At 62.4% G+C, this 21,236-nt stretch carries 22 protein-coding genes; 11 read left to right on the forward strand and 11 right to left on the reverse strand.

Features of this window, described 5'->3' with window-relative positions; genetic code table 11:
- Positions 1–45 precede the first annotated feature (45 nt).
- Positions 46–1,119 carry an alanine racemase gene (gene alr, locus FS777_RS04375; protein WP_058638844.1) on the reverse strand — a complete coding sequence of 358 codons (1,074 nt, stop codon included), beginning with the start codon at positions 1,117–1,119 and terminating at the stop codon, positions 46–48.
- Positions 1,120–1,199: 80 nt separating this feature from the next.
- Positions 1,200–2,504 (reverse strand): D-amino acid dehydrogenase, encoded by a 1,305-nt coding sequence (dadA, locus tag FS777_RS04380; RefSeq protein WP_023532358.1) that lies wholly within the window; start codon positions 2,502–2,504, stop codon positions 1,200–1,202.
- 154 nt (positions 2,505–2,658) lie between these two features.
- Here dadA and dadR point away from each other — a divergent pair, with 154 nt between their 5' ends.
- Positions 2,659–3,147: a transcriptional regulator DadR gene (gene dadR / locus FS777_RS04385; protein ID WP_039581953.1), complete on the forward strand. Its 489-nt coding sequence runs from the start codon at positions 2,659–2,661 to the stop codon at positions 3,145–3,147.
- Positions 3,148–3,169: 22 nt separating this feature from the next.
- Here dadR and FS777_RS04390 read toward each other — a convergent pair whose 3' ends face one another.
- Entirely contained in the window at positions 3,170–3,523 is a 354-nt protein-coding gene (locus FS777_RS04390) for a YkgJ family cysteine cluster protein (protein WP_023532519.1), read from the reverse strand.
- 102 nt (positions 3,524–3,625) lie between these two features.
- Between FS777_RS04390 and FS777_RS04395 the strand changes: the two genes are divergently transcribed.
- Positions 3,626–4,918: an FAD-binding oxidoreductase gene (locus FS777_RS04395; RefSeq protein WP_058638843.1), complete on the forward strand. Its 1,293-nt coding sequence runs from the start codon at positions 3,626–3,628 to the stop codon at positions 4,916–4,918.
- Between the two features lie 6 nt (positions 4,919–4,924).
- Here FS777_RS04395 and FS777_RS04400 read toward each other — a convergent pair whose 3' ends face one another.
- Positions 4,925–5,155 (reverse strand): DUF1127 domain-containing protein, encoded by a 231-nt coding sequence (locus tag FS777_RS04400; RefSeq protein ID WP_078479345.1) that lies wholly within the window; start codon positions 5,153–5,155, stop codon positions 4,925–4,927.
- Positions 5,156–5,331: 176 nt separating this feature from the next.
- Between FS777_RS04400 and FS777_RS04405 the strand changes: the two genes are divergently transcribed.
- A complete protein-coding gene (locus tag FS777_RS04405; protein WP_058638841.1) occupies positions 5,332–6,762 on the forward strand; it encodes a PLP-dependent aminotransferase family protein in 1,431 nt (476 codons plus the stop codon).
- A 58-nt stretch (positions 6,763–6,820) separates the two neighbouring features.
- A complete protein-coding gene (locus FS777_RS04410) occupies positions 6,821–8,374 on the forward strand; it encodes a phospholipase D family protein (RefSeq protein ID WP_058638840.1) in 1,554 nt (517 codons plus the stop codon).
- Positions 8,375–8,384: 10 nt separating this feature from the next.
- On the opposite strand, the gene FS777_RS04415 is transcribed toward FS777_RS04410, so the two are convergent.
- Positions 8,385–9,524 carry an MFS transporter gene (locus FS777_RS04415; protein ID WP_058638839.1) on the reverse strand — a complete coding sequence of 380 codons (1,140 nt, stop codon included), beginning with the start codon at positions 9,522–9,524 and terminating at the stop codon, positions 8,385–8,387.
- Positions 9,525–9,702: 178 nt separating this feature from the next.
- Positions 9,703–11,196, reverse strand: a complete 1,494-nt coding sequence (locus tag FS777_RS04420) for an aldehyde dehydrogenase (RefSeq protein ID WP_078479347.1) — start codon at positions 11,194–11,196, stop codon at positions 9,703–9,705.
- 193 nt (positions 11,197–11,389) lie between these two features.
- Here FS777_RS04420 and FS777_RS04425 point away from each other — a divergent pair, with 193 nt between their 5' ends.
- Entirely contained in the window at positions 11,390–11,749 is a 360-nt protein-coding gene (locus FS777_RS04425) for a cupin domain-containing protein (RefSeq protein ID WP_058638837.1), read from the forward strand.
- 80 nt (positions 11,750–11,829) lie between these two features.
- On the opposite strand, the gene rpmG is transcribed toward FS777_RS04425, so the two are convergent.
- Together rpmG and rpmB are read right to left on the reverse strand one after the other, a co-directional pair.
- On the reverse strand, positions 11,830–11,985 hold the full coding sequence (rpmG, locus tag FS777_RS04430) for a 50S ribosomal protein L33 (RefSeq protein WP_003253507.1): 156 nt from the start codon (positions 11,983–11,985) through the stop codon (positions 11,830–11,832).
- Between the two features lie 11 nt (positions 11,986–11,996).
- The gene (gene rpmB / locus FS777_RS04435; RefSeq protein WP_003253504.1) at positions 11,997–12,233 is read right to left on the reverse strand and encodes a 50S ribosomal protein L28; all 237 of its coding nucleotides are present in this window, start codon (positions 12,231–12,233) and stop codon (positions 11,997–11,999) included.
- A 361-nt stretch (positions 12,234–12,594) separates the two neighbouring features.
- On the opposite strand from rpmB, the gene FS777_RS04440 reads away from it, so the two are divergent.
- Positions 12,595–14,184, forward strand: a complete 1,590-nt coding sequence (locus FS777_RS04440) for an ABC transporter substrate-binding protein (RefSeq protein ID WP_058602777.1) — start codon at positions 12,595–12,597, stop codon at positions 14,182–14,184.
- A 103-nt stretch (positions 14,185–14,287) separates the two neighbouring features.
- Here the strand turns inward: FS777_RS04440 and radC are convergent, their stop codons facing one another.
- Positions 14,288–14,968: a DNA repair protein RadC gene (radC, locus tag FS777_RS04445; protein WP_145254101.1), complete on the reverse strand. Its 681-nt coding sequence runs from the start codon at positions 14,966–14,968 to the stop codon at positions 14,288–14,290.
- A gap of 123 nt (positions 14,969–15,091) precedes the next feature.
- Here radC and coaBC point away from each other — a divergent pair, with 123 nt between their 5' ends.
- The 4 genes from coaBC (at position 15,092) to argB (ending at position 19,214) form a co-directional block, all read left to right on the forward strand.
- Positions 15,092–16,303 (forward strand): bifunctional phosphopantothenoylcysteine decarboxylase/phosphopantothenate--cysteine ligase CoaBC, encoded by a 1,212-nt coding sequence (coaBC, locus tag FS777_RS04450; protein WP_023532606.1) that lies wholly within the window; start codon positions 15,092–15,094, stop codon positions 16,301–16,303.
- Positions 16,304–16,308: 5 nt separating this feature from the next.
- A complete protein-coding gene (gene dut, locus FS777_RS04455) occupies positions 16,309–16,764 on the forward strand; it encodes a dUTP diphosphatase (protein WP_058638836.1) in 456 nt (151 codons plus the stop codon).
- A 119-nt stretch (positions 16,765–16,883) separates the two neighbouring features.
- Positions 16,884–18,275, forward strand: coding sequence for a phosphomannomutase/phosphoglucomutase (locus tag FS777_RS04460; RefSeq protein WP_372239208.1), 1,392 nt, complete (start codon positions 16,884–16,886; stop codon positions 18,273–18,275).
- A 30-nt stretch (positions 18,276–18,305) separates the two neighbouring features.
- Positions 18,306–19,214 carry an acetylglutamate kinase gene (argB, locus tag FS777_RS04465; RefSeq protein ID WP_023532327.1) on the forward strand — a complete coding sequence of 303 codons (909 nt, stop codon included), beginning with the start codon at positions 18,306–18,308 and terminating at the stop codon, positions 19,212–19,214.
- 102 nt (positions 19,215–19,316) lie between these two features.
- Here the strand turns inward: argB and pyrE are convergent, their stop codons facing one another.
- Entirely contained in the window at positions 19,317–19,958 is a 642-nt protein-coding gene (gene pyrE / locus FS777_RS04470; RefSeq protein WP_058602773.1) for an orotate phosphoribosyltransferase, read from the reverse strand.
- Positions 19,959–20,038: 80 nt separating this feature from the next.
- Between pyrE and FS777_RS04475 the strand changes: the two genes are divergently transcribed.
- Positions 20,039–20,818: an exodeoxyribonuclease III gene (locus FS777_RS04475; RefSeq protein ID WP_023532406.1), complete on the forward strand. Its 780-nt coding sequence runs from the start codon at positions 20,039–20,041 to the stop codon at positions 20,816–20,818.
- Positions 20,819–20,852: 34 nt separating this feature from the next.
- Here FS777_RS04475 and FS777_RS04480 read toward each other — a convergent pair whose 3' ends face one another.
- Positions 20,853–21,221 (reverse strand): DUF4870 domain-containing protein, encoded by a 369-nt coding sequence (locus FS777_RS04480; RefSeq protein ID WP_023532399.1) that lies wholly within the window; start codon positions 21,219–21,221, stop codon positions 20,853–20,855.
- Between the last annotated feature and the right edge of the window lie 15 nt (positions 21,222–21,236).

The raw sequence follows: 21,236 nt of genomic DNA on the forward strand, positions 1-21,236 counted from the left end.
TGGCAACGCCGTTCAGTATTTACAACACACCACCCGCCTGACGCCCTAGTCCCCAATGTATTCCCGGGGCACCCGCTTGAGATTGCAGAAGATCTGGTAAGGAATGGTACCGGCCTGGCTCGCCACCTCAGCGGCATGGACCTGCTTGCCCCATAGTTCGACTGGGCTGCCGACGGTCGCCTGCGGCACGTCGGTCAGGTCGATGCTCAGCATGTCCATCGACACGCGACCGATGAGCGGGGCCCGGCTGCCAGCAACGATGACCGGCGTACCGTTGGGCGCCTGGCGAGGGTAACCGTCGGCGTAGCCCATGGCGACCACGCCTACACGGGTGGGCCGCGTGCTGACGAACGTGGCGCCGTAACCCACCGGCTCGCCGGCCGGCAGCTCCCGCACACTGATGACCCGCGACTGCAGTGTCATGACCGGCTGCAGGCGTTGGGCCTGAGCTTGGGGCATATCGAACGGCGTTGCGCCATAGAGCATCAGCCCTGGGCGCACCCAATCACCGGCTGCCTGGGGCCAACCCAGCACGGCTGGGGAGTTGCGCAGGCTGCATTCTGCTGCCAAGCCCTGGCGTGCGGTTTCGAAAACGGCAATCTGCTCGGCCGTGGCCTGCGCACCCAGCTCATCGGCACGGGCGAAATGGCTCATGAGCACAATGCGCCCTACCTTGCCGCAGGCCAGCAGGCGCTCATAGGCATCGCGATAGTCCTTGGGATGCAGCCCTACACGGTGCATGCCGGTATCGAGCTTGAGCCAGACGGTGAGCGGGCTGGCCAGCGGGCTTTTCTCGATGGCCTCCAATTGCCAGGCCGAATGCACGACGCACCACAGGTCATGTTCGACGATCAACGGCAGCTCACTTGCCTCGAAGAAGCCCTCCAGCAGCAGGACCGGGCCCCTGATGCCGGCCGCACGCAGCTCCAGCGCCTCCTCGATGCAGGCCACGGCAAACCCGTCCGCTTCGGGCTCGAGCGCCAACGCGCAGCGCACAGCACCATGGCCGTAGGCGTCGGCCTTGATCACGGCAAGCGCCTTGGCACCGGTCAGTTCGCGGGCGAGACGGTAATTGTGGCGCAGGGCCTGGAGGTCGATCAGGGCACGGGCGGGGCGCATGCGGCTGCCTTATAAGTCATACGGGTTGAAATCGAAGCTGGGGCATTCGCAGGTCACCGGCGAATATCCCAATGGATGGCTCACTGCTGATGAGCGGGCGAACCATGCCCGTGACGGGCCACTTCGCGGCTACTGCCATAGCGCGAGATGTCCAGCCCCTCTGCACTGATCTGCGGTTTCTTGCGCGCGATCAGGTCAGCCAGCAGACGACCCGAGCCACAGGCCATGGTCCAGCCCAGCGTGCCGTGACCTGTATTGAGGAACAGGTTACGGAAGGCGGTTGCACCCACGATGGGGGTACCGTCTGGCGTCGCGGGACGCAGCCCAGTCCAGAAACTGGCCTGGCTCAAATCACCGCCGCGAGGATAGAGGTCGTTGACGATCATCTCCAGCGTTTCGCGTCGGCGGGGGTTGAGCGACAGGTCGAAGCCGGCGATCTCAGCCATACCTCCAACACGGATACGGTTGTCGAAACGGGTGATGGCGACCTTGTATGTTTCGTCGAGGATGGTCGAGGCAGGCGCCATGTCACCGTTGGTGATGGGTACGGTCAGGGAGTAGCCCTTCAACGGATAGACCGGCGCCTTGATGCCCAGGGGCTTGAGCATCTGCGGCGAATAGCTGCCCAATGCCAGCACGTAGCGGTCGGCGGTTTCGAGCTTGCCATCGATCCAGACACCGTTGATGCGGTCACCTGCATGATCCAGGCGCTGGATGTCCTGCCCGAAGCGGAACTCCACGCCCAGGTTGCGGGCCATTTCTGCCAGTTTGGTGGTGAACAACTGGCAATCGCCGGTCTGGTCGTTGGGTAGGCGCAGGGCGCCGGCGAGAATGCCCTTCACACTGGCCAGGGCAGGTTCGACGCGGGCGATGCCATCGCGGTCGAGCAATTCATAAGGCACGCCTGATTGCTCAAGCACGGCGATATCCTTGGCAGCTGCATCGACCTGGGCCTGGGTGCGGAACAGCTGGGTGGTGCCCAGGCTACGATTCTCGTACGCAATGCCGGTTTCGGCGCGCAGTTCGTCGAGGCAGTCGCGGCTGTACTCGGACAACCGCACCATGCGCTCCTTGTTCACGGCATAGCGGTTGGCCGTGCAGTTGCGCAGCATCTGGGCCATCCACAGGTACTGGTCTACGTCACCGGTCAGCTTGATGGCAAGCGGAGCGTGGCGCTCGAGCAGCCATTTAACGGCTTTCAGAGGCACCCCCGGCGCCGCCCACGGCGAGGCATAGCCAGGCGAGATCTGGCCGGCGTTGGCAAAGCTGGTTTCCATGGCCACCGCTGGCTGGCGGTCCACCACCGTCACTTCGAACCCTTGCCGGGCCAGGTAATAGGCACTGGCGGTTCCGATCACGCCGCTACCAAGTACCAGAACTCGCATCGTTTCTTTCCCCTCGCGGCCTGCCGCGGTGTGTTGTTGGACTGCCATTGATGGGCGAAGTATAGGAATTCGAGAGCAGTGCAATTCACTATATAAAAGCCTATTATTGGCGAGAATTCTCGGCACAATGGCCTTTTACGGAGGGGCATCCCCTATGAGAACCCAGCATCAAAGTAAGCGTGAGCTGGACAAGATCGACCGGAACATCCTGCGCATCCTGCAGAGCGACGGGCGTATCTCCTTCACCGAACTGGGCGAGAAGGTCGGCCTCTCCACCACGCCGTGCACCGAGCGCGTGCGCCGGCTGGAACGTGAAGGCATCATCATGGGCTATAACGCCCGCCTGAACCCACAGCACCTCAAGGGCAGCCTGCTGGTCTTCGTGGAAATCAGCCTGGACTACAAGTCTGGCGATACCTTCGAGGAGTTTCGCCGGGCAGTCCTGAAGCTGCCGCACGTGCTCGAATGCCACTTGGTTTCCGGCGACTTCGACTACCTGGTCAAGGCGCGCATTTCGGAAATGGCTTCGTATCGCAAGCTGCTTGGCGACATCCTGCTCAAGCTGCCCCACGTGCGTGAGTCCAAAAGCTACATCGTGATGGAGGAGGTGAAGGAAAGTCTCTGCCTGCCGATCCCGGACTGACGCCGGGCCCTACCGCAAACGCCTAGACCAGCACTTGCCGGGTGGTGGCAATGAACTGGTGCACCAGTTGCTCGGCCGCAGGGTCGATCATGGGTTCGGGCCCACGACCACGCGGGCAGGCCAGTCGTGGGGTGGTACCGAACAGGCGACAGATCAGTGGCCGCTCTTCATATACCGTGCAGCCCTGGGGCCCCAGATGGACGCAGTCCAGGCGCTCCAGGGCAGCGTCCTGTTCGGCCTGGGATTTGCGCGGCAGCCGAGCCATCTCTTGCGCCGAGGTGGTAACCGGCCCGCAGCAGTCATGGCAGCCAGGCTCGCATTCGAAAGAAGGGATGAGTTCGCGCAGGAAGTGGATCTTGTGGCGGTCGCAGGACATGACGAGGCACAGGTTGAAAAGGTCCGCCCATTATAGGCCGGTTGCCCGCCCTGGGCCTGCGGCTTATTCTCCCGTTCCAGCCCACGCACCAGGACTCGTCCAATGATCCACAGCGCGCAGCATGCCGCTTCTTACTACGCCGCCAGCAGCGCGCCTCACCCTGATCATGCCTATCTGCAAGGCGAGCACACCGCCGATGTGTGCATCGTCGGTGGTGGCTACTCCGGTTTGAACACGGCCCTGGAGTTGGCCGAGCGTGGCTTCTCGGTGATCCTGCTCGAAGCGCGCAAGATCGGCTGGGGCGCCAGTGGGCGCAACGGTGGGCAGTTGATCCGCGGGGTCGGCCATGGTCTGGAGCAGTTCCTGCCGGTCATCGGCGAGCAGGGCGTTCGCGACTTGCAACTGATGGGGCTGGAGGCCGTGCAGATCGTGCGCGATCGTGTAGCGCGGCACGCCATCGCCTGCGACTTGACCTGGGGCTATTGCGACCTGGCCAACAAGCCGGCGCAAATGGCGGGCCTGGCCGAAGAGGCCGAACACTTACGCAGCCTGGGTTACGCCCACGAACTGCGGCTGGTCGCAAAGGATGACATTCACGATGTGGTGGGCTCGCAGCGCTATGCAGGCGGGCTGGTGGACATGGGCTCTGGCCACTTGCACCCCCTTAACCTGGCGTTGGGCGAAGCCGCGGCAGCCGCGCGCCTGGGTGTGAAACTCCACGAGCAGTCCGAGGTGACCCGCATCGACTATGGCCCGCAGGTGCAGGTACACACCGCCCAGGGCCGGGTCCGGGCGCAAACGCTGGTCCTGTGCTGTAACGCCTACCTCAATGGTTTGAACGGTGAGCTGGGCGGCAAGGTATTGCCCGCCGGCAGTTACCTCATCGCCACCGAGCCGCTGGGTGAAGCGCGTGCACGCTCGCTGTTGCCACAGAACATGGCCGTGTGCGACCAGCGCGTGGCGCTGGACTACTACCGCCTGAGCGCAGATCACCGGCTGCTGTTCGGCGGCGCTTGCCATTATTCCGGGCGCGATCCAAAGGATATCGCCGCCTACATGCGGCCCAAGATGCTGCGCGTGTTCCCTCAGCTGGCCGACGTACGCATCGATTACCAGTGGGGCGGCATGATCGGGATCGGCGCCAACCGCCTGCCCCAGGTGGGCCGCCTGCCTGATCAGCCGAACGTTTACTACGCCCAGGCCTACGCAGGCCACGGGCTGAACGCTACTCACCTGGCCGCCCGTCTGCTCGGGGAAGCCATCAGCGGCCAGCAAAGCGGGCGTTTCGACTTGTTTGCAAAGGTGCCACACATGACGTTCCCAGGGGGCAAGCACTTGCGCTCACCTTTACTGGCCTTGGGCATGCTGTGGCACAGGCTCAAGGAGCTGGTGTGAAAGCAGTCACGGCTTCCAGAAAGGCTTGCAGCCTTCTGAGCGCGCCTCTTGCCAGCTGAGACCCACATCGCGCAGTTCATGGTCGCTCAACTGTAACAGCGCCCTGCGGGTGTGCCAGCGGCGCAACATCAGCCGCCAGCGGCTCAACGCCTGGGGCGCAGCGTGGGTTTTGCTTCGCTGCAGGGCTTCTTTTTCGCCTACCGACTGTTCGATGCGCACATCGCTCAAGCTTCCCATCGCTGCTGTCTCCCTTTCGATGACAATGTGGGGACAGCATGCCGGGTGCACGGCCTGACAATACAGATCCAAAAAAGCGTTATTATTTGGATACAGATCGGGCTCGCAGGTAACTGAATGCTGCCTTTTCTGCCAATCTGTATGGTGCGTTGACCGGCGCAGCCCAGGAGTATGACGTGACGCTCTACCTGAACCTTGCCGAGGTACTCGGCGCGCGTATCGAACAGGGCCTCTATCGGCCCGGCCAGCGGCTGCCATCGGTGCGGGCACTGAGCGTGGAGCACGGGGTGAGCCTGAGCACCGTGCAGCAGGCCTACCGCATGCTCGAAGACAGTGGCATGGTCTCGCCACGGCCAAAGTCCGGCTACTTCGTGAGCGACCATCGCCACCTGCCGGCCTTGCCGGCGGTCAGCCGGCCCGCCCAGCGCCCGGTGGACATTTCCCAATGGGAGCAGGTTCTGGAGCTGGTGCGCAGTACCCCGCAACCGGGTGTGATACAGCTTGGACGGGGCATGCCGGACATCGAGAGCCCTACCCTCAAGCCGCTGTTGCGCAGCCTCGCCAGGCTCAGCCGTCGCCAGGACATGCCCGGGCTGTATTACGACAATATCCACGGCAACCTGGCCTTGCGTGAACAGGTGGCACGCCTGGCCCTGGACTCTGGGTGCAGGCTCTCGCCCTCTGAGTTGGTGGTGACGACAGGCTGCCACGAAGCTTTGTCGTGCAGCATCCGCGCCGTGTGCGAGCCTGGCGATATCGTTGCGGTGGACTCGCCCAGCTTCCATGGCGCCATGCAGACGCTCAAGGGCCTGGGCATGAAGGCGCTGGAGATCCCCACAGACCCGGTGACAGGCATCAGCCTCGAGGCGCTCGAACTGGCCCTTGAGCAGTGGCCGATCAAGCTCATCCAGATCACCCCAAGTTGCAACAACCCGCTGGGCTACATCATGCCTGAGGCTCGTAAAAAGGCCCTGTTGAACCTTGCACAGCGCTACGACGTAGCCATTCTCGAGGACGATGTCTACGGTGACCTGGCCTATACCTACCCTCGGCCACGGACGGTCAAGTCATTCGATACGCAAGGCCGCGTGCTGTTGTGCAGTTCATTTTCCAAGACGCTTGCCCCTGGCCTGCGTGTCGGTTGGGTAGCGCCTGGGCGCTACCTGGAGCGGGTCCTGCACATGAAGTACATCAGCACGGGCAGCACCGCCAGTCAGCCTCAATTGGCGGTGGCGGACTTCATCGCCAACGGGCATTACCAACCCCATGTGCGGCGCATGCGCAGCCAGTACCAACGCAGCCGTGAATTGATGAGCGACTGGGTGACCCGGTATTTTCCGCAAGGCACCCGCGTAAGCCGTCCGCAAGGCGGCTTCATGCTATGGGTGGAATTGCCGGAACATTTCGATACCTTGCAGCTCAATCACGCCTTGTTGGAGCAAGGCGTACAAGTGGCCGTGGGCAGCATCTTTTCCGCTTCCGGCAAGTTCCGTCACTGCCTGCGCATGAACTTCGCCGCCAGGCCCACTGCGCAAATCGAGGCGGCGGTGCGCAAGGTTGGTGAGACCGCCCAACGCTTGCTGGACGAGGACATCATCGCGACGTAACTTTGCGTTGCCCGCCACTGTCCAATCCCAAAGCCCTGCTGCACAGGACGATCCACCGTTGAAACTCCAGCGAGCCCTACCCTTGCTGCTGACGCTGCTGCTCGGCGTCTGCGGCTGCGCCAGCGTCGATACGCCGCGCCAAACCAGTCAAGCCCTGCCCGCCGATGGCTCATCGTTCGGCCGCTCGGTGCTGCGCCAGGCAGCCCCTTATGAAGGCCGTTCCGGCTTTCGCCTACTCCCCAACAGCAACGAGGCTTTCCGGGCGCGCGCCGAGTTGATACGCAATGCGCAGGCCAGCATCGACGTGCAGTACTACATCGTCCATGACGGACTCAGCACCCGCGCCCTGGTCCATGAGCTGTTGCGGGCGGCCGACCGGGGCGTGCGCGTGCGCATTCTGCTGGACGACACCACCAGTGACGGCCTGGATGCAATCATGGGCACCCTCGCCGCTCACTCGAACATCCAGATCCGTGTGTTCAACCCCCTGCACCTGGGGCGCGCCACTGGGGTCACACGCGCCATGGGCCGGTTGCTCAACCTGTCGCGTCAGCACCGGCGCATGCACAATAAGCTGTTCCTGGTGGACAACAGCATGGCCATCGTCGGCGGGCGAAACCTGGGTGACGAGTACTTCGATGCCGAGCCCAACCTGAACTTCACCGACATCGATCTGCTGGGTGTGGGCCCTATAGCAGAACAGTTGGGACACAGCTTCGATCAGTACTGGAACAGCGCCCTGAGCCGCCCGATCACCGATTTCCTCTGGCACCAGCCCAATGCCAGCGACCTGCGCACCAGCCGCCATCGGCTGGAAGTCTCGCTGGCCGAAGCCAGAACCCGGCGCAAGGTCTTGTACGACCGCTTGATGGCCTACCAATCCCAGCCGCGACTGGACACCTGGCGCAACGAACTCATCTGGGCTCATGCCCAGGCGCTGTGGGACGCCCCCAGCAAGGTGCTGGCCGATGACGAGCCTGATCCACAGCTACTGCTGACCCGACAACTCGGCCCTGACCTGCGCGATGTGCGTCACGAGCTGATTCTGGTCTCCGCTTATTTCGTACCCGGCGAACCGGGGCTGCTTTACCTCACCCAGAGTGCCGACGCGGGTATTTCGGTAAAGCTGTTGACCAACTCACTGGAGGCTACCGATGTGCCTGCCGTACACGGCGGTTATGCACCTTACCGCAAGGCGCTACTGGAGCACGGGGTGAAGCTGTATGAAATGCGCCGCCAGCCCGGAGATCCCAGCGCGGGCAAACTGAGTTTCCATGGCAGCTCCAACTCCAGCCTCCACAGCAAGGCGATCGTGTTCGACCGTCACAAGACGTTCATTGGCTCGTTCAATTTCGATCCACGCTCGGTGCTGTGGAACACCGAAGTCGGCGTATTGGTCGACAGCCCCGAACTTGCCGAATACACCCGTGCACTGGCGGTGCAGGGCATGGCACCGGCCCTGAGCTATCAGCCTGAGCTCGTGGCCGGCAAGCTGGTCTGGGTGACCGAGGAAGACGGACAGCGGCGGGTGCTCACGTCAGAGCCTGGTAGCCTGTGGCGACGATTCAATGCCTGGATCAGCAAGGCGGTGGGGCTGGAAAAGATGCTCTAGCGCTGCACCGTCACGCAGCCGCTGGCTCGAACGCTCCGCGCCGCCGGGTCAGCACCACAAGCCCAGCGGCGCCTGCTGCCATCAGCAGCGGCAAGGCATGCCCACTGATCCACTGGCTGCCTGCGCCGGCCAGTAACGGCCCAAGCAGGCAACCGATGCCCCACAGCTGGGCCACGTGGGCATTGGCCCGCACTAGAGCATCGTCTCGATAGCGCTCGCCGATCAACACCAGCGACAAGGTGAACAACCCCCCAGCGCTAGCGCCGAACAATACCCACACAGGCCAGATGGCCCAGGTGTGCAACAGCAGGGGGATGGCAAGGCTCGACCCCAACAATGCCAGCGCGCAACCGGTGAACAGCGCGCGCCGCGACATATGGTCCGCCAGTGCGCCAATGGGCAACTGCAGCACCGCATCGCCGACCACCACCGTACTGACCATGAACAACGCGATTTCCGTGCTCAGGCCCTGTTGCAGGCAGTACACCGGCAGCAGGGTCAGGATCATGGCTTCGAACGAAGCGAACAACGCAATGGCCCAGGCGATCACGGGCAGCCTTCTGCAGAAGGCGAACAGGTCGGCAAAGGTGACGTTGCAAGCCTCTGTAGAGGGCGCGCCCCCGCGGCCTAGCAACAGCAAGGGCGATACCAGCAGCAGGCCGGTCGCCGCCCAGAAGCCGAAGTCGTCATCCGACCCCAGCATGCCCAGCACCAGCGGACCCGCCAGTTGGCTCAGCGCATAGCTACTCCCGTACAGAGCCACCAGCCGTCCGCGCCACTGCTCGACCACCAGTTGGTTGATCCAGCTCTCACCCAGCACGAACACCACGGTCAACGCCATGCCGATCAACAGCCGCAGCACCAGCCAAAGCGGATAGCTTGGCAGCAGGGCCAACAGGCCAATGGACAATGCCCCGCCCCACAGGCACAGGCGCATGGCCGCAGGCACGCCCACCCACCCGGCAAGCCGGCTGGCCAGGCTGGCGCCGGCCAGCACGCCCAGGGCAGGCATGGCGGCCATGACGCCAATGGCGAAGCTGCCATAACCCCAGGCTTCCAGACGCAAGGACACCAACGGCATGCTCACACCCAATGCGAGCCCGACGCTCAGCACCGATGCCAGCACGGCAAAATAGGTTCCCCAACGCATGACGGCCTCCCAGGCAGCATTCTTGTACGGCAGAAACGACGAAGCCGGGACGGTATACGCCGCCCCGGCCAGTGTTGGAATGTCAGGCCCCGCGGGCAGTCGAGCTTGCTCAGTCCCGGCTCAGCTCGCGAAAGCGTGCCAGGGCCTTGGAAGCCGACCTGCCGAGGGGCCGCTGGACTTACAGCTTGATCCAGGTGGCCTTGAGCTCGGTGTACTTCTCCAGCGCGTGCAGCGACTTGTCACGGCCGTTACCCGACTGCTTGAAGCCACCGAATGGTGCAGTCATGTCGCCGCCATCATATTGGTTGACCCAGACACTGCCGGCGCGTACGGCACGGGCCGTCCTGTGCGCCTTGGAAATGTCCGAAGTCCAGATGCCCGCCGCCAACCCATAGGGTGTGTCGTTGGCGATGGCAACCGCCTCCTCGGCCGTGTCGAAGGCAATCACGGACAGTACCGGGCCGAAGATTTCTTCCTGGGCGATTTTCATGGCATTGGTCACGCCGTCGAAGATGGTCGGCTCGACGTAGGTGCCGCCGGTATCTTCCAGCGTCCGCTTGCCGCCGGTCAGCAGCTTGGCGCCGTCCTTGTGGCCCGCCTCGATGTACGACAACACGGTATTCATCTGCTGGGTATCGACCAGTGCACCCACGGTGGTCTGCGGGTCCAGCGGGTTGCCGGGCTTCCAGGCCTTGAGGGCCTCGACCACCATGGGCAGGAAGGTGTCCTTGATCGAGCGCTCCACCAGCAAGCGCGAACCTGCGGTGCACACTTCACCCTGGTTGAAGGCGATGGCGCTGGCAGCAGCCTGGGCGGCGGCCTCAAGGTCTGGCGCGTCGGCGAAGACGATGTTCGGGCTCTTGCCACCGGCTTCCAGCCAGATGCGCTTCATGTTCGACTCGCCTGCATACACCATCAGCTGCTTGGCGATCTTGGTCGAACCGGTGAATACCAGGGTGTCGACATCCATGTGCAGGGCCAGGGCCTTGCCCACGGTGTGGCCATAGCCAGGCAGCACGTTCAGCACACCTGCTGGGATACCGGCTTCCACTGCCAACTGAGCGATGCGAATAGCGGTCAGCGGCGACTTCTCGGAAGGTTTGAGCACGACCGAGTTGCCCGTAGCCAACGCTGGGCCCAACTTCCAGCTCGCCATCAGCAGCGGGAAGTTCCAGGGAACGATGGCACCCACCACGCCCACTGGCTCGCGTGTGACCAGGCCCAGTTGATCGTGCGGCGTCGGAGCGACTTCGTCGTACACCTTGTCGATGGCTTCGGCTGTCCAGTGAATGGCATTGGCAGCGCCTGGGATATCGATGCTGGAGGAGTCACCGATCGGTTTGCCCATGTCCAGTGTTTCGAGCAGCGCCAGCTCTTCGACGTTCTTGCGCAGCAAGTCGGCGAAGCGGATCAGGATGGCCTTGCGCTTGGCTGGGGCCAGCTGTGACCATACGCCCGAGTTGAAGGTCGCGCGGGCGTTTTCGACCGCGCGGTTGGCGTCGGCCAGGTCGCAGCTGGCAACCTTGGCCAGGAAGCGTCCGTCGACCGGGCTCAGGCACTCGAAGGTTTCACCGGATGCGGCATCGGTGTATTCGCCGTTGATGAAGGCGCGGCCTTCGATCTTCAGTTGCTGGGCACGTTGTTCCCAGTCTGCACGAGTCAGGGTGGTCATACGAAACTCCTCCTCTTGTTTAGGTGCAACGCTGCACTGAGGACTTGCAGGCGTTGTCGGGGTCCGGGCGTGCGGCAGGCGCACACAGGCATGCGATACCCTAAACCAGCGCTTTCAAACTATCAATATATTTGACACTATCAGCTCAAACGCCCAGTGATGTTAATTTTATTGAACATGCAGGAGCCTCTTTATGAGTATCGAAAGTATCATCGACTTCGCCCAGGCCATTACCGAGGCCGAGCGCTATCGCCCCGCAGCCGAAAAAGTGCTCAAAGGCGAGCCGGACCAGGCCGTGTACAACCACTATGCAAGCCCCTGCGGGCAGTTTGCCGCTGGCGTCTGGGAGGGGGAAGTGGGCCAGTGGGAGGTCAACTACACCGAGCATGAGTACTGCGAAATCGTGCAGGGCGTGTCGGTGCTGCGCGACGAACAGGGCGCCAGCAAGACGCTGCGTGCGGGTGATCGGTTCGTCATCCCCGCCGGATTCAAAGGGACATGGGAAGTGCTGGAGCCTTGCCGCAAGATCTATGCATTGTTCGAGCAGAAGTGATCCCTGGCCAGCTGACCCTTTCGGCCAGACATAAAAAAACCCGCCTCTCAGAGGCGGGTTTTTTTCAGGTCGCCGATCAATTACTTGATCTTGGCTTCCTTGTACACCACGTGCTTGCGAACAACGGGATCGTATTTCTTGATCTCGATTTTGTCCGGGGTGGTGCGCTTGTTCTTGTCGGTGGTGTAGAAGTGGCCGGTACCGGCACTCGAAACCAGACGGATCAATTCACGCATGATGCTCTCCCTTAAACCTTGGCGCCAGCTTTACGGATGTCAACCAGTACGGCATCGATGCCGCGCTTGTCGATGATGCGCATGCCTTTGGCGGAAACGCGCAGACGCACGAAACGCTTCTCGGATTCAACCCAGAAACGGTGGTGCTGCAGGTTTGGCAGGAAACGACGACGGGTTTTGTTGTTTGCGTGGGAAATGTTGTTCCCGGTTACTGGACCCTTACCAGTAACTTGACAGACTCTCGACATGACTCAGCCCTCTAAAACCACATGCCCAACCCGGCATGGGTTGGCCGCTTAATCTCTCAGTCTTTGGCGCCGAGGCGCCGTGATTCTGGAGGTCTTATCGACCGGATTCGCTGATGCGACAGGCCGAGCCCCTAGAAAAGAGCGCTGCTTTATACCAGAAAGACTCGATTGCAACAATACCTGATCAACATTCGAGCCGAGGCGAACCGCCGCGAGCAGCATGACCGAAGGCCCTATCAGGTGCCGACCGTTCGTCGCCAATATTGTAAAAAAGAGTGTGGTCATTTTCTGGCAGTCACACTAGGGTAGGCCTTTTCCAGACTGCACTGGCAGATGGGCCACTGACAGCCAAGGAGCCACCATGCGTGCCGCCGCCCTTTCCTTATTGTTCACCTCCCTGCTTGCCGTGGGTGCAGCCCAGGCAGCGCCACTGAGCGTTTGCAGCGAAGCCAGCCCCGAAGGCTTCGACGTGGTGCAGTACAACTCGCTGACCACCACCAATGCCACGGCCGATGTGCTGATGAACCGCCTGGTGGAATTCGACGCAGGCAAAGGCAAGGTGGTGCCGAGCCTGGCCGCCAGCTGGACGGTGTCGGCCGATGGCCTGGTGTACGATTTCACCCTGCGCGACAACGTGAAATTCCATACCACTGCCTATTTCAAGCCCAGCCGTACGCTCAATGCCGACGACGTATTGTTCAGCTTCCAGCGCATGCTCTACCCCGCTCACGCCTGGCACAAGACAGCGCCCGGCGGCTACCCCCATGCCCAGTCGCTGCAACTGGGCAGCCTGATCAAGACGATCGACGCGCCGGCGCCCAATACCGTGCGCTTTACCCTTACCCACCCGGATGCGACCTTCCTGGCCACCCTGAGCATGGGCTTTGCCTCGATCTATTCAGCCGAATATGCCGACAAGTTGCTCAAGGCAGGCACGCCCGAGAAACTCAACAGCCAACCCATCGGCACCGGGCCATTCGTCTTCCAGCGGTTCCAGAAGGACGCGGTGGTGCGCTATCGCGCCAACCCTGACTACTTTGCCGGCAAGCCAGCCGTCGACCCACTGATCTTCGCCATCACCACCGATGCAAACGTGCGCCTGCAGAAACTCAAGCGCAACGAGTGCCAGGTAGCCCTGTCGCCCAAGCCACTGGACATTGCCGAGGCCAGCCAGGACAGCAGCCTCAAGGTGGCCAGCACGCCAGCGTTCATGACGGCATTCATCGCGCTCAACAGCCAGCACCCACCACTGGACAAGCCAGAGGTGCGCCAGGCCATCAACCTGGCCTTCGACAAACAGGCCTACGTGAAAGCTGTTTTCGAAGACTCGGCGATTGCGGCCAATGGCCCGTATCCGCCCAATACCTGGAGCTATGCCAAGGACCTGCCCGGTTACCCACTGGATGTGAAGAAAGCCAAGGCCCTGCTGGCCAAGGCCGGTCTGGCGGACGGCTTCAGCACAACGATCTGGACACGCCCTTCCGGTAGCCTGCTCAACCCCAACCCTAGCCTGGGCGCGCAGATGCTGCAGGCTGATCTCGCCAAGGTGGGCATCAAGGCTGAAATTCGGGTGATCGAATGGGGCGAACTCATCCGCCGCGCCAAGGCCGGCGAGCATGACCTACTGTTCATGGGCTGGGCAGGCGACAACGGCGACCCGGATAACTTCCTCACCCCGCAGTTCTCCTGTGCAGCGGTCAAATCCGGGACCAACTTCGCGCGGTTCTGTGACAATCGCCTGGATCAGCTGATCAGTGCCGGTCGCACCACCAATGATCAGAGCGTGCGCAGCCGGCTGTACCAGCAGGCGCAGACCCTGATCCAGCAGCAGGCGCTGTGGGTGCCATTGGCGCATCCGACGGCGGCGGCCCTGCTGCGTCAGGGTGTCGAGGGTTATCAGGTCAACCCGTTCGGCCGGCTGGACTTCAGCAAGGTGAGCGTGACCAAGTAGGCCTTAGATACGCTTGAGCGTTGCGGTGATCGGGGAAGGCGCCACCCTTACCCCCGGTCATGACAGGTCATCCTGAACTGCGCCGCGCTCGCGGTGGCGTGCCCTAAGCTACGACCCACCCTTGCTCGGCCATGGACAGCGGCTCCCCGTCGCCAATGATGATGTGATCCAGCACGCGTACATCGATCAAGGCCAGCCCACGCTTGAGCGAAAGGGTCAGGTGCACATCCTCTTTGCTGGGTTCGCTGTTGCCCGAAGGGTGGTTGTGACAGAGGATCAGCGCCGCGGCGTTGTGCATCAATGCACGCCGCACCACTTCCCGCGGATAGACACTGGCTCGGTCGATGGTACCCTTGAACAGGATCTCGAACGCCAACGGTCGGTGTTTGGTGTCCAGAAACAGGCAACCGAACACCTCGCTGGGTTCATGGCGCAGCATGGCCTTGAGGTAGCGCCTTACGGCCTGGGGTTCCTCCAACGCCGCTGCGCGGGTGATCCCTTCATTGAGGTAGCGGCGACCGATTTCCAGCAATGCCTGCAGCTGTGCGTATTTGACCTCCCCTATGCCAGGCTCGCGCAAGACCGCCCGCCGATCGGCCTCGAGAAACGGCCGCAAGCCGCCAAAGCGCACCAGCAGGCCGCGCGCCAGGTCGAGCACATTGCGCCCTGCAACGCCTGACCCCAGCAGCACAGCCAGCAGCTCGGCGTCAGACAGCACCCCCGCCCCACGCTGCAGTAGCTTTTCCCTTGGCCGATCCTGAGCCGGCCATTCCCTGATGTTCATCGCTGCCCTGCCCTTGCTGCGGCCCATTTCGGCCCTGTGTTAATCTATTTGCCCTCGTACATGCGACGTTCTGCCGCACGCAGTTCCTGTCGCCGCCCGCTTTCACTGGAAAAAGGCAACCCTATGCAGCGGCTGTATCGCAAGCGCATCGTTCTTGGCGTCGGTGGTGGCATCGCCGCCTACAAGAGCGCCGAACTGATCCGCCGACTCCTGGAGCACGGCGCCCAGGTGCGTGTCGTCATGACCCGCGGTGGCGCTGAATTCATCACGCCGCTGACCTTGCAGGCGCTGTCCGGCCACCCGGTGCACCTGGACCTCCTCGACCCAGCAGCAGAGGCGGCCATGGGCCATATCGAGCTGGCCAAATGGGCTGACCTGGTACTGATCGCTCCGGCCACCGCCGACCTCATGGCACGCCTGGCCCAGGGCATGGCCGATGACCTGTTGACGACCCTGGTACTGGCCACCGATGCCACCGTTGCCGTCGCCCCGGCCATGAACCAGGCCATGTGGCGTGACGCTGCCACCCAGGCCAACCTGCAGGTGCTCAGGAGCCGCGGCATTCAGGTGTTCGGCCCTGCCTCGGGCAGCCAGGCCTGTGGCGACGTAGGCCTGGGCCGCATGCTCGAGGCCACCGACCTGGCCTGGTGCGCCGCCGAGAGCTTCAAGCGCCAGGCATTGACCGGCAAGCACGTGCTGATCACCGCCGGCCCCACCCAGGAGAACATCGATCCGGTGCGCTACATCACCAATCATAGCTCCGGGAAGATGGGCTTTGCCCTAGCCGAGGCGGCCGCCGAAGCCGGGGCTCGGGTGACCCTCGTGACCGGCCCTGTGCACCTGCCTACCCCCGACCGGGTCAGCCGTATCGACGTGGTCAGCGCGCGGGACATGCTGGCGGCCTGTGAGGCGGCCATGCCATGCGACCTGTTCATCGCGTCGGCGGCGGTGGCGGACTACCGCCCAGAGGTGATAGCGCCACAAAAACTGAAGAAAGATCCCACGACTGGCGATGGCATGCTGCTGCAGATGGTGCGCAATCCCGATATCCTTGCCACCCTGGCCGGTCGCACCGACCGCCCTTTCAGTGTCGGCTTCGCCGCCGAGACCGAACACTTGCTCGATTACGCCACGCGCAAGCTCAAGGATAAAAACCTCGACCTGATCGTCGCCAACGATGTGGCCAACCCCAGCATCGGCTTCAACAGTGAAGAGAACGCCTTGACCGTGATCGATCGCCAGCAGCACCAGACCCTCTTCGCGCAGACCAGCAAGGGCAAGATCGCCCGCCAGCTGGTTGCCTTCATCGCCGAACGGCTCAACCAGGTTCAATAAGTTACATGCACGCATTACAAGCCAAGATCCTCGACCCACGCCTGGGTACCGAATTTCCGTTGCCGCAATACGCCACGCCGGGCTCTGCCGGCCTGGACCTGCGCGCTCTGCTCGCGCAAGACACGGTGCTCGAACCCGGCCAGACGGTGCTGATTCCGACAGGCCTGTCCATCCATATCAGCGACCCGGGTCTTGCCGCACTGGTGCTGCCGCGCTCGGGCCTGGGCCACAAGCATGGCATCGTGCTGGGCAACCTGGTTGGGCTGATCGATTCGGATTACCAGGGCGAGCTGATGGTGTCGTGCTGGAACCGCGGCACCACCACCTTCACCATCGCAGTCGGTGAGCGTATCGCCCAGCTGGTGCTCGTGCCCGTGGTACAGGCGCAGTTCGAGATCGTCGAGTCGTTCGACCAGAGCCAGCGCGGCGCCGGTGGCTTTGGTCATTCCGGCACCCGTTGAACCGGACATGAGCGAAATCGCCACGGATGGCGAACTCCGGGCCGCAACCTTCGTCCAAGCGCTCTGCGTGCGCCTGCAACCGAGCGCTTCTGACTGATGGGGTTTTCCAGATGAACGACATGGCCCCGGCGGTTCACGCCCACTTGCCGCCAGGTATCTTTCGCGCTTACGACATCCGCGGCATCGTCGGCAAGACACTGCACGCCGATACCGCCTACTGGATAGGCCGCGCCGTCGGCGCACAGAGCCTGGCCATGGGCGAACCCCAGGTCAGCGTGGGCCGCGACGGTCGCCTGTCCGGCCCACTGCTCGTCGAGCCTCTGATCCGCGGCCTGGTCGAGGCAGGCTGCCATGTGAACGACCTCGGTCTGGTCCCCACGCCGGCGCTGTACTACGCCACCCACGTACTAGGCGGCAAGTCGGGCGTGATGCTCACCGGTAGTCACAACCCCCCGGACTACAACGGCTTCAAGATCGTCATTGCCGGCGACACCCTGGCCAACGAGCAGATCCAGGCGCTGCTCGGCCGGTTGCAGGCCAATGACCTGACCTTTGGCACAGGGCATGTGCAACAGGTAGCGATTCTGGAGCGCTATTTCCAGCGGATCGTCAGTGACGTGAGGCTGGCCAGAAAGCTCAAGGTGGTCGTGGACTGCGGCAATGGCGTCGCTGGCGTGATCACACCGCAACTGATAGAAGCGTTGGGCTGCGAGGTGATTGCGCTGTTCAGCGAAGTGGACGGCAACTTCCCGAACCACCACCCCGACCCCAGCAAGGCGCAGAACCTTCAGGTGCTGATCGACACGGTCAGGCGCACGGGGGCGGACCTCGGCCTGGCATTCGACGGCGACGCGGATCGCGTCGGTGTGGTAACCGAGGCCGGCAGCATCATCTACGCCGACCGCTTGCTGATGCTGTTTGCCCAGGATGTCCTGGCTCGCAACCCAGGCGCCGAAATCATCTTCGACGTCAAATGCACCCGACGCCTGATCCCCCTGATCGAACGATTGGGCGGTCGTACCCTGATGTGGAAGACCGGTCATTCGTTGATGAAGAAGAAGATGCAGCAGACCGGCGCCTTGCTCGCAGGCGAGATGAGCGGTCATATCTTCATCAAGGAGCGCTGGTACGGTTTCGACGACGGCATCTACAGCGCTGCGCGCCTGCTGGAAATCCTCAGCAAGACCGAGCAGAGCGCCGAAACCGTGTTCGCCGCGTTCCCCAACGATATTTCCACGCCGGAACTCAATATTGATGTGACCGACGAAGGTAAATTCAGCATCATTGATGCACTGCAACGCGACGCCGATTGGGGTGACGCGCGCCTGACCACCATCGACGGTGTGCGAGTGGACTATGCACAGGGCTGGGGCCTGGTGCGTGCCTCCAACACCACGCCGGTTCTGGTACTGCGTTTCGAGGCCGACAGCGAGGCCGAGTTGCAGCGTATCAAGGATGTTTTTCGCACGCAGTTGCTGCGGGTAGAGCCTGACCTGCAACTGCCGTTCTGACCGACTATCTGGCCCTCACAGGAGCCCTGCATGACCCTCGATCGCGATGCCGCCACCCACGTAGCCGAAGTGCTGTCCGAAGCCTTGCCCTACATTCGCCGCTTCGTCGGCAAGACGCTGGTGATCAAGTACGGCGGCAACGCGATGGAAAGCGAGGAGCTCAAGACGGGCTTCGCCCGCGACATCGTGCTGATGAAGGCCGTGGGCATCAACCCGGTGGTGGTGCACGGTGGCGGCCCGCAGATCGGTGATCTGCTCAAGCGTCTCTCCATCGAAAGCCATTTCATCGACGGCATGCGCGTGACCGATTCGGCGACCATGGACGTTGTGGAAATGGTACTGGGCGGCCAAGTCAACAAGGACATCGTCAACCTCATCAACCGGCATGGCGGCAGCGCCATCGGCCTGACCGGCAAGGACGCGGAGCTGATCCGTGCACGCAAGCTCACCGTCAGCCGCCAGACGCCGGAAATGACCACCGCCGAGATCATCGACATCGGCCATGTGGGTGAAGTGGTGAGCGTGAACACCGACCTGCTGAACATGCTGGTCAAGGGTGATTTCATTCCCGTGATCGCCCCCATCGGCGTCGGCATCAATGGCGAGTCCTACAACATCAATGCCGACCTGGTAGCAGGCAAGGTCGCCGAAGCGCTGCAGGCCGAGAAGCTGATGCTACTGACCAACATCGCCGGACTGATGGACAAGCAGGGCCAGGTCCTGACCGGGTTGACCACAGAGCAGGTCAACGAGCTGATCGCCGACGGCACCATCTACGGTGGCATGCTTCCGAAGATCAAATGCGCCCTGGATGCGGTGCAAGGCGGCGTGAACAGCTCACACATCATCGACGGCCGCGTGCCGAACGCGGTGCTGCTGGAAATCTTCACCGACAGCGGCGTAGGTACTTTGATCACCAACCACAAGTCGCTTTCCTGACCTGCATGGCCCTGTCGCCGGCAGCCGGTAACAGGGCCAAACTGGCGACACAAAAAAGGCGACCTCAAACCGAGGTCGCCTTTTTCGCTTCCAGGCCCTGGGTCAGATCCCGTACTGCGCCCGATAGGCCTCAACCGCCGGCAGGTGCTGCTTGAGTTGCGGGTCGTCAGCCAGGAACTCCAGTACCTGAGTCAGCGAGACGATACTGACCACCGGTATGCCGAAGTCGCGCTCTACCTCCTGGATGGCCGAGAGCTCACCATTGCCACGCTCTTCACGATTCAATGCGATCAGCACGCCAGCGGCGTTGGCCTGCTGCGCCTTGATGATCTGCATGACTTCGCGAATGGCGGTACCGGCAGTGATCACGTCGTCGATGATCAGCACATCGCCTGCCAGGGGCGCACCGACCAGGCTGCCGCCTTCGCCGTGGTCCTTGGCTTCCTTGCGGTTGAAGCACCAGGGCACGTCTTGCCGATGCTGGTCAGCCAGCGCGACGGCAGTGGTCGCGGCCAGGGGAATACCCTTGTAGGCCGGGCCGAACAGCACGTCGAACGAGATCTTGCTGTCAACGATGGCGGCGGCGTAGCAACGCCCCAGCTCGGCCAGCGCCGAACCTGTGTTGAACAGGCCGGCGTTGAAGAAGTACGGGCTGGTACGCCCGGACTTGAGAGTGAATTCACCGAAACGCAGGACCCCGCGATCGATGGCAAAACGGATGAAGTCGCGCTGATACGGCTGCATGGAAAGTCCCGGACACCACGGATTTAGCTAAATGGGTTGAGCTCGGGTATCATACACGCACGAGATTTATGGGGCCATTTATGCGGATCATCAGTGTGAACGTTAATGGCATTCAGGCTGCGGCCGAGCGTGGTTTGCTCAGCTGGCTACAGGCCCAGAATGCCGACGTCATCTGCCTTCAGGATACCCGCGCCTCGGCCTTTGAACTCGATGACCCAGCTTTCCAGCTCGATGGCTATTTCCTTTATGCCTGCGACGCGGAGGTGCCTGCCCAAGGTGGTGTGGCCCTTTATTCGCGCATGCAGCCCAAGGCAGTCATCACCGGCCTGGGCTTCGAGACAGCCGACCGTTACGGGCGTTACCTGCAAGCAGATTTCGACAAAGTCAGTATTGCCAGCCTGCTCTTGCCTTCGGGCATGAACGGGGATGAAGACTTGAACCAGAAATTCAAGTTGATGGACGACTTCGCCAAGTACCTGGACAAGCAGCGTCGCAAGCGCCGCGAGTACATCTATTGCGGCTCGTTCTATGTGGCCCAGCAGAAGCTCGACATCAAGAACTGGCGTGACAGCCAGCAGTCGCCGGGCTTCCTGCCGCCAGAGCGTGCCTGGATGGATGCCATTACCGGCGAGATGGGTTACGTGGATGCCCTGCGAGAAGTCAGCCGTGAGGGTGACCAGTACAGCTGGTGGCCGGACAACGAGCAGGCCGAAATGCTGAACCTGGGCTACCGGTTCGACTACCAGATCCTTACCCCCGGCCTGCGCCGCTTCGTGCGCAACGCGCGCTTGCCACGCCAGCCGCGCTTCTCCCAGCATGCGCCGCTGATCGTCGACTACGACTGGACGCTGACCATCTGAGCAATCAGTGGGGCTGCCTTGCAGCCCCACCTGGCTATTTGATCGGTCGCCAGATCATGGGGTAGCGGTAAGGCTTGCCTTCGTTGGCCCGTACCGCAGCAATGACGATCAGAATCATCACCGCCACTGACAGCACGGCAAACAGCACCAGCCCGATCACCACGAATATCAGCAGGAGGCAGATGAACCCTGCCACGGTCACGCTGATCTGGAAATTCAGCGCTTCCTTGCCTTGCGCATCGATGAATGGGTCCTGCTCGCGCTTCAGATGCCACAGCACCAACGGCCCCAGCAGGTGCCCGAGCGGGATCACCAGGCCAAGGAGCGCGGAAAGGTGGCAGAGCATCGCCCACTGCCTGACCTCGGCACTGGGCGGGATGATCGAAAGATTCGGATCGGTCATGCCTGCACCCTCCTG

It is taken from the genome of Pseudomonas sp. DE0157 (assembly GCF_007678615.1).
Taxonomy (GTDB): domain Bacteria; phylum Pseudomonadota; class Gammaproteobacteria; order Pseudomonadales; family Pseudomonadaceae; genus Aquipseudomonas; species Aquipseudomonas parafulva_B.

Coding starts and splice junctions, on each gene's coding strand:
- FS777_RS04440 (WP_058602777.1), top strand. CDS start 12,595: ATGCGTGCCGCCGCCCTTTCCTTATTGTTCACCTCCCTGCTTGCCGTG.
- FS777_RS04400 (WP_078479345.1), bottom strand. CDS start 5,155: ATGGGAAGCTTGAGCGATGTGCGCATCGAACAGTCGGTAGGCGAAAAA.
- coaBC (WP_023532606.1), top strand. CDS start 15,092: ATGCAGCGGCTGTATCGCAAGCGCATCGTTCTTGGCGTCGGTGGTGGC.
- FS777_RS04425 (WP_058638837.1), top strand. CDS start 11,390: ATGAGTATCGAAAGTATCATCGACTTCGCCCAGGCCATTACCGAGGCC.
- pyrE (WP_058602773.1), bottom strand. CDS start 19,958: ATGCAGCCGTATCAGCGCGACTTCATCCGTTTTGCCATCGATCGCGGG.
- FS777_RS04390 (WP_023532519.1), bottom strand. CDS start 3,523: ATGTCCTGCGACCGCCACAAGATCCACTTCCTGCGCGAACTCATCCCT.
- argB (WP_023532327.1), top strand. CDS start 18,306: ATGACCCTCGATCGCGATGCCGCCACCCACGTAGCCGAAGTGCTGTCC.
- rpmB (WP_003253504.1), bottom strand. CDS start 12,233: ATGTCGAGAGTCTGTCAAGTTACTGGTAAGGGTCCAGTAACCGGGAAC.
- FS777_RS04395 (WP_058638843.1), top strand. CDS start 3,626: ATGATCCACAGCGCGCAGCATGCCGCTTCTTACTACGCCGCCAGCAGC.
- alr (WP_058638844.1), bottom strand. CDS start 1,119: ATGCGCCCCGCCCGTGCCCTGATCGACCTCCAGGCCCTGCGCCACAAT.
- dadA (WP_023532358.1), bottom strand. CDS start 2,504: ATGCGAGTTCTGGTACTTGGTAGCGGCGTGATCGGAACCGCCAGTGCC.
- FS777_RS04420 (WP_078479347.1), bottom strand. CDS start 11,196: ATGACCACCCTGACTCGTGCAGACTGGGAACAACGTGCCCAGCAACTG.
- dadR (WP_039581953.1), top strand. CDS start 2,659: ATGAGAACCCAGCATCAAAGTAAGCGTGAGCTGGACAAGATCGACCGG.
- FS777_RS04480 (WP_023532399.1), bottom strand. CDS start 21,221: ATGACCGATCCGAATCTTTCGATCATCCCGCCCAGTGCCGAGGTCAGG.
- FS777_RS04460 (WP_372239208.1), top strand. CDS start 16,884: ATGGCCCCGGCGGTTCACGCCCACTTGCCGCCAGGTATCTTTCGCGCT.
- FS777_RS04415 (WP_058638839.1), bottom strand. CDS start 9,524: ATGCGTTGGGGAACCTATTTTGCCGTGCTGGCATCGGTGCTGAGCGTC.
- FS777_RS04475 (WP_023532406.1), top strand. CDS start 20,039: ATGCGGATCATCAGTGTGAACGTTAATGGCATTCAGGCTGCGGCCGAG.
- rpmG (WP_003253507.1), bottom strand. CDS start 11,985: ATGCGTGAATTGATCCGTCTGGTTTCGAGTGCCGGTACCGGCCACTTC.
- dut (WP_058638836.1), top strand. CDS start 16,309: ATGCACGCATTACAAGCCAAGATCCTCGACCCACGCCTGGGTACCGAA.
- radC (WP_145254101.1), bottom strand. CDS start 14,968: ATGAACATCAGGGAATGGCCGGCTCAGGATCGGCCAAGGGAAAAGCTA.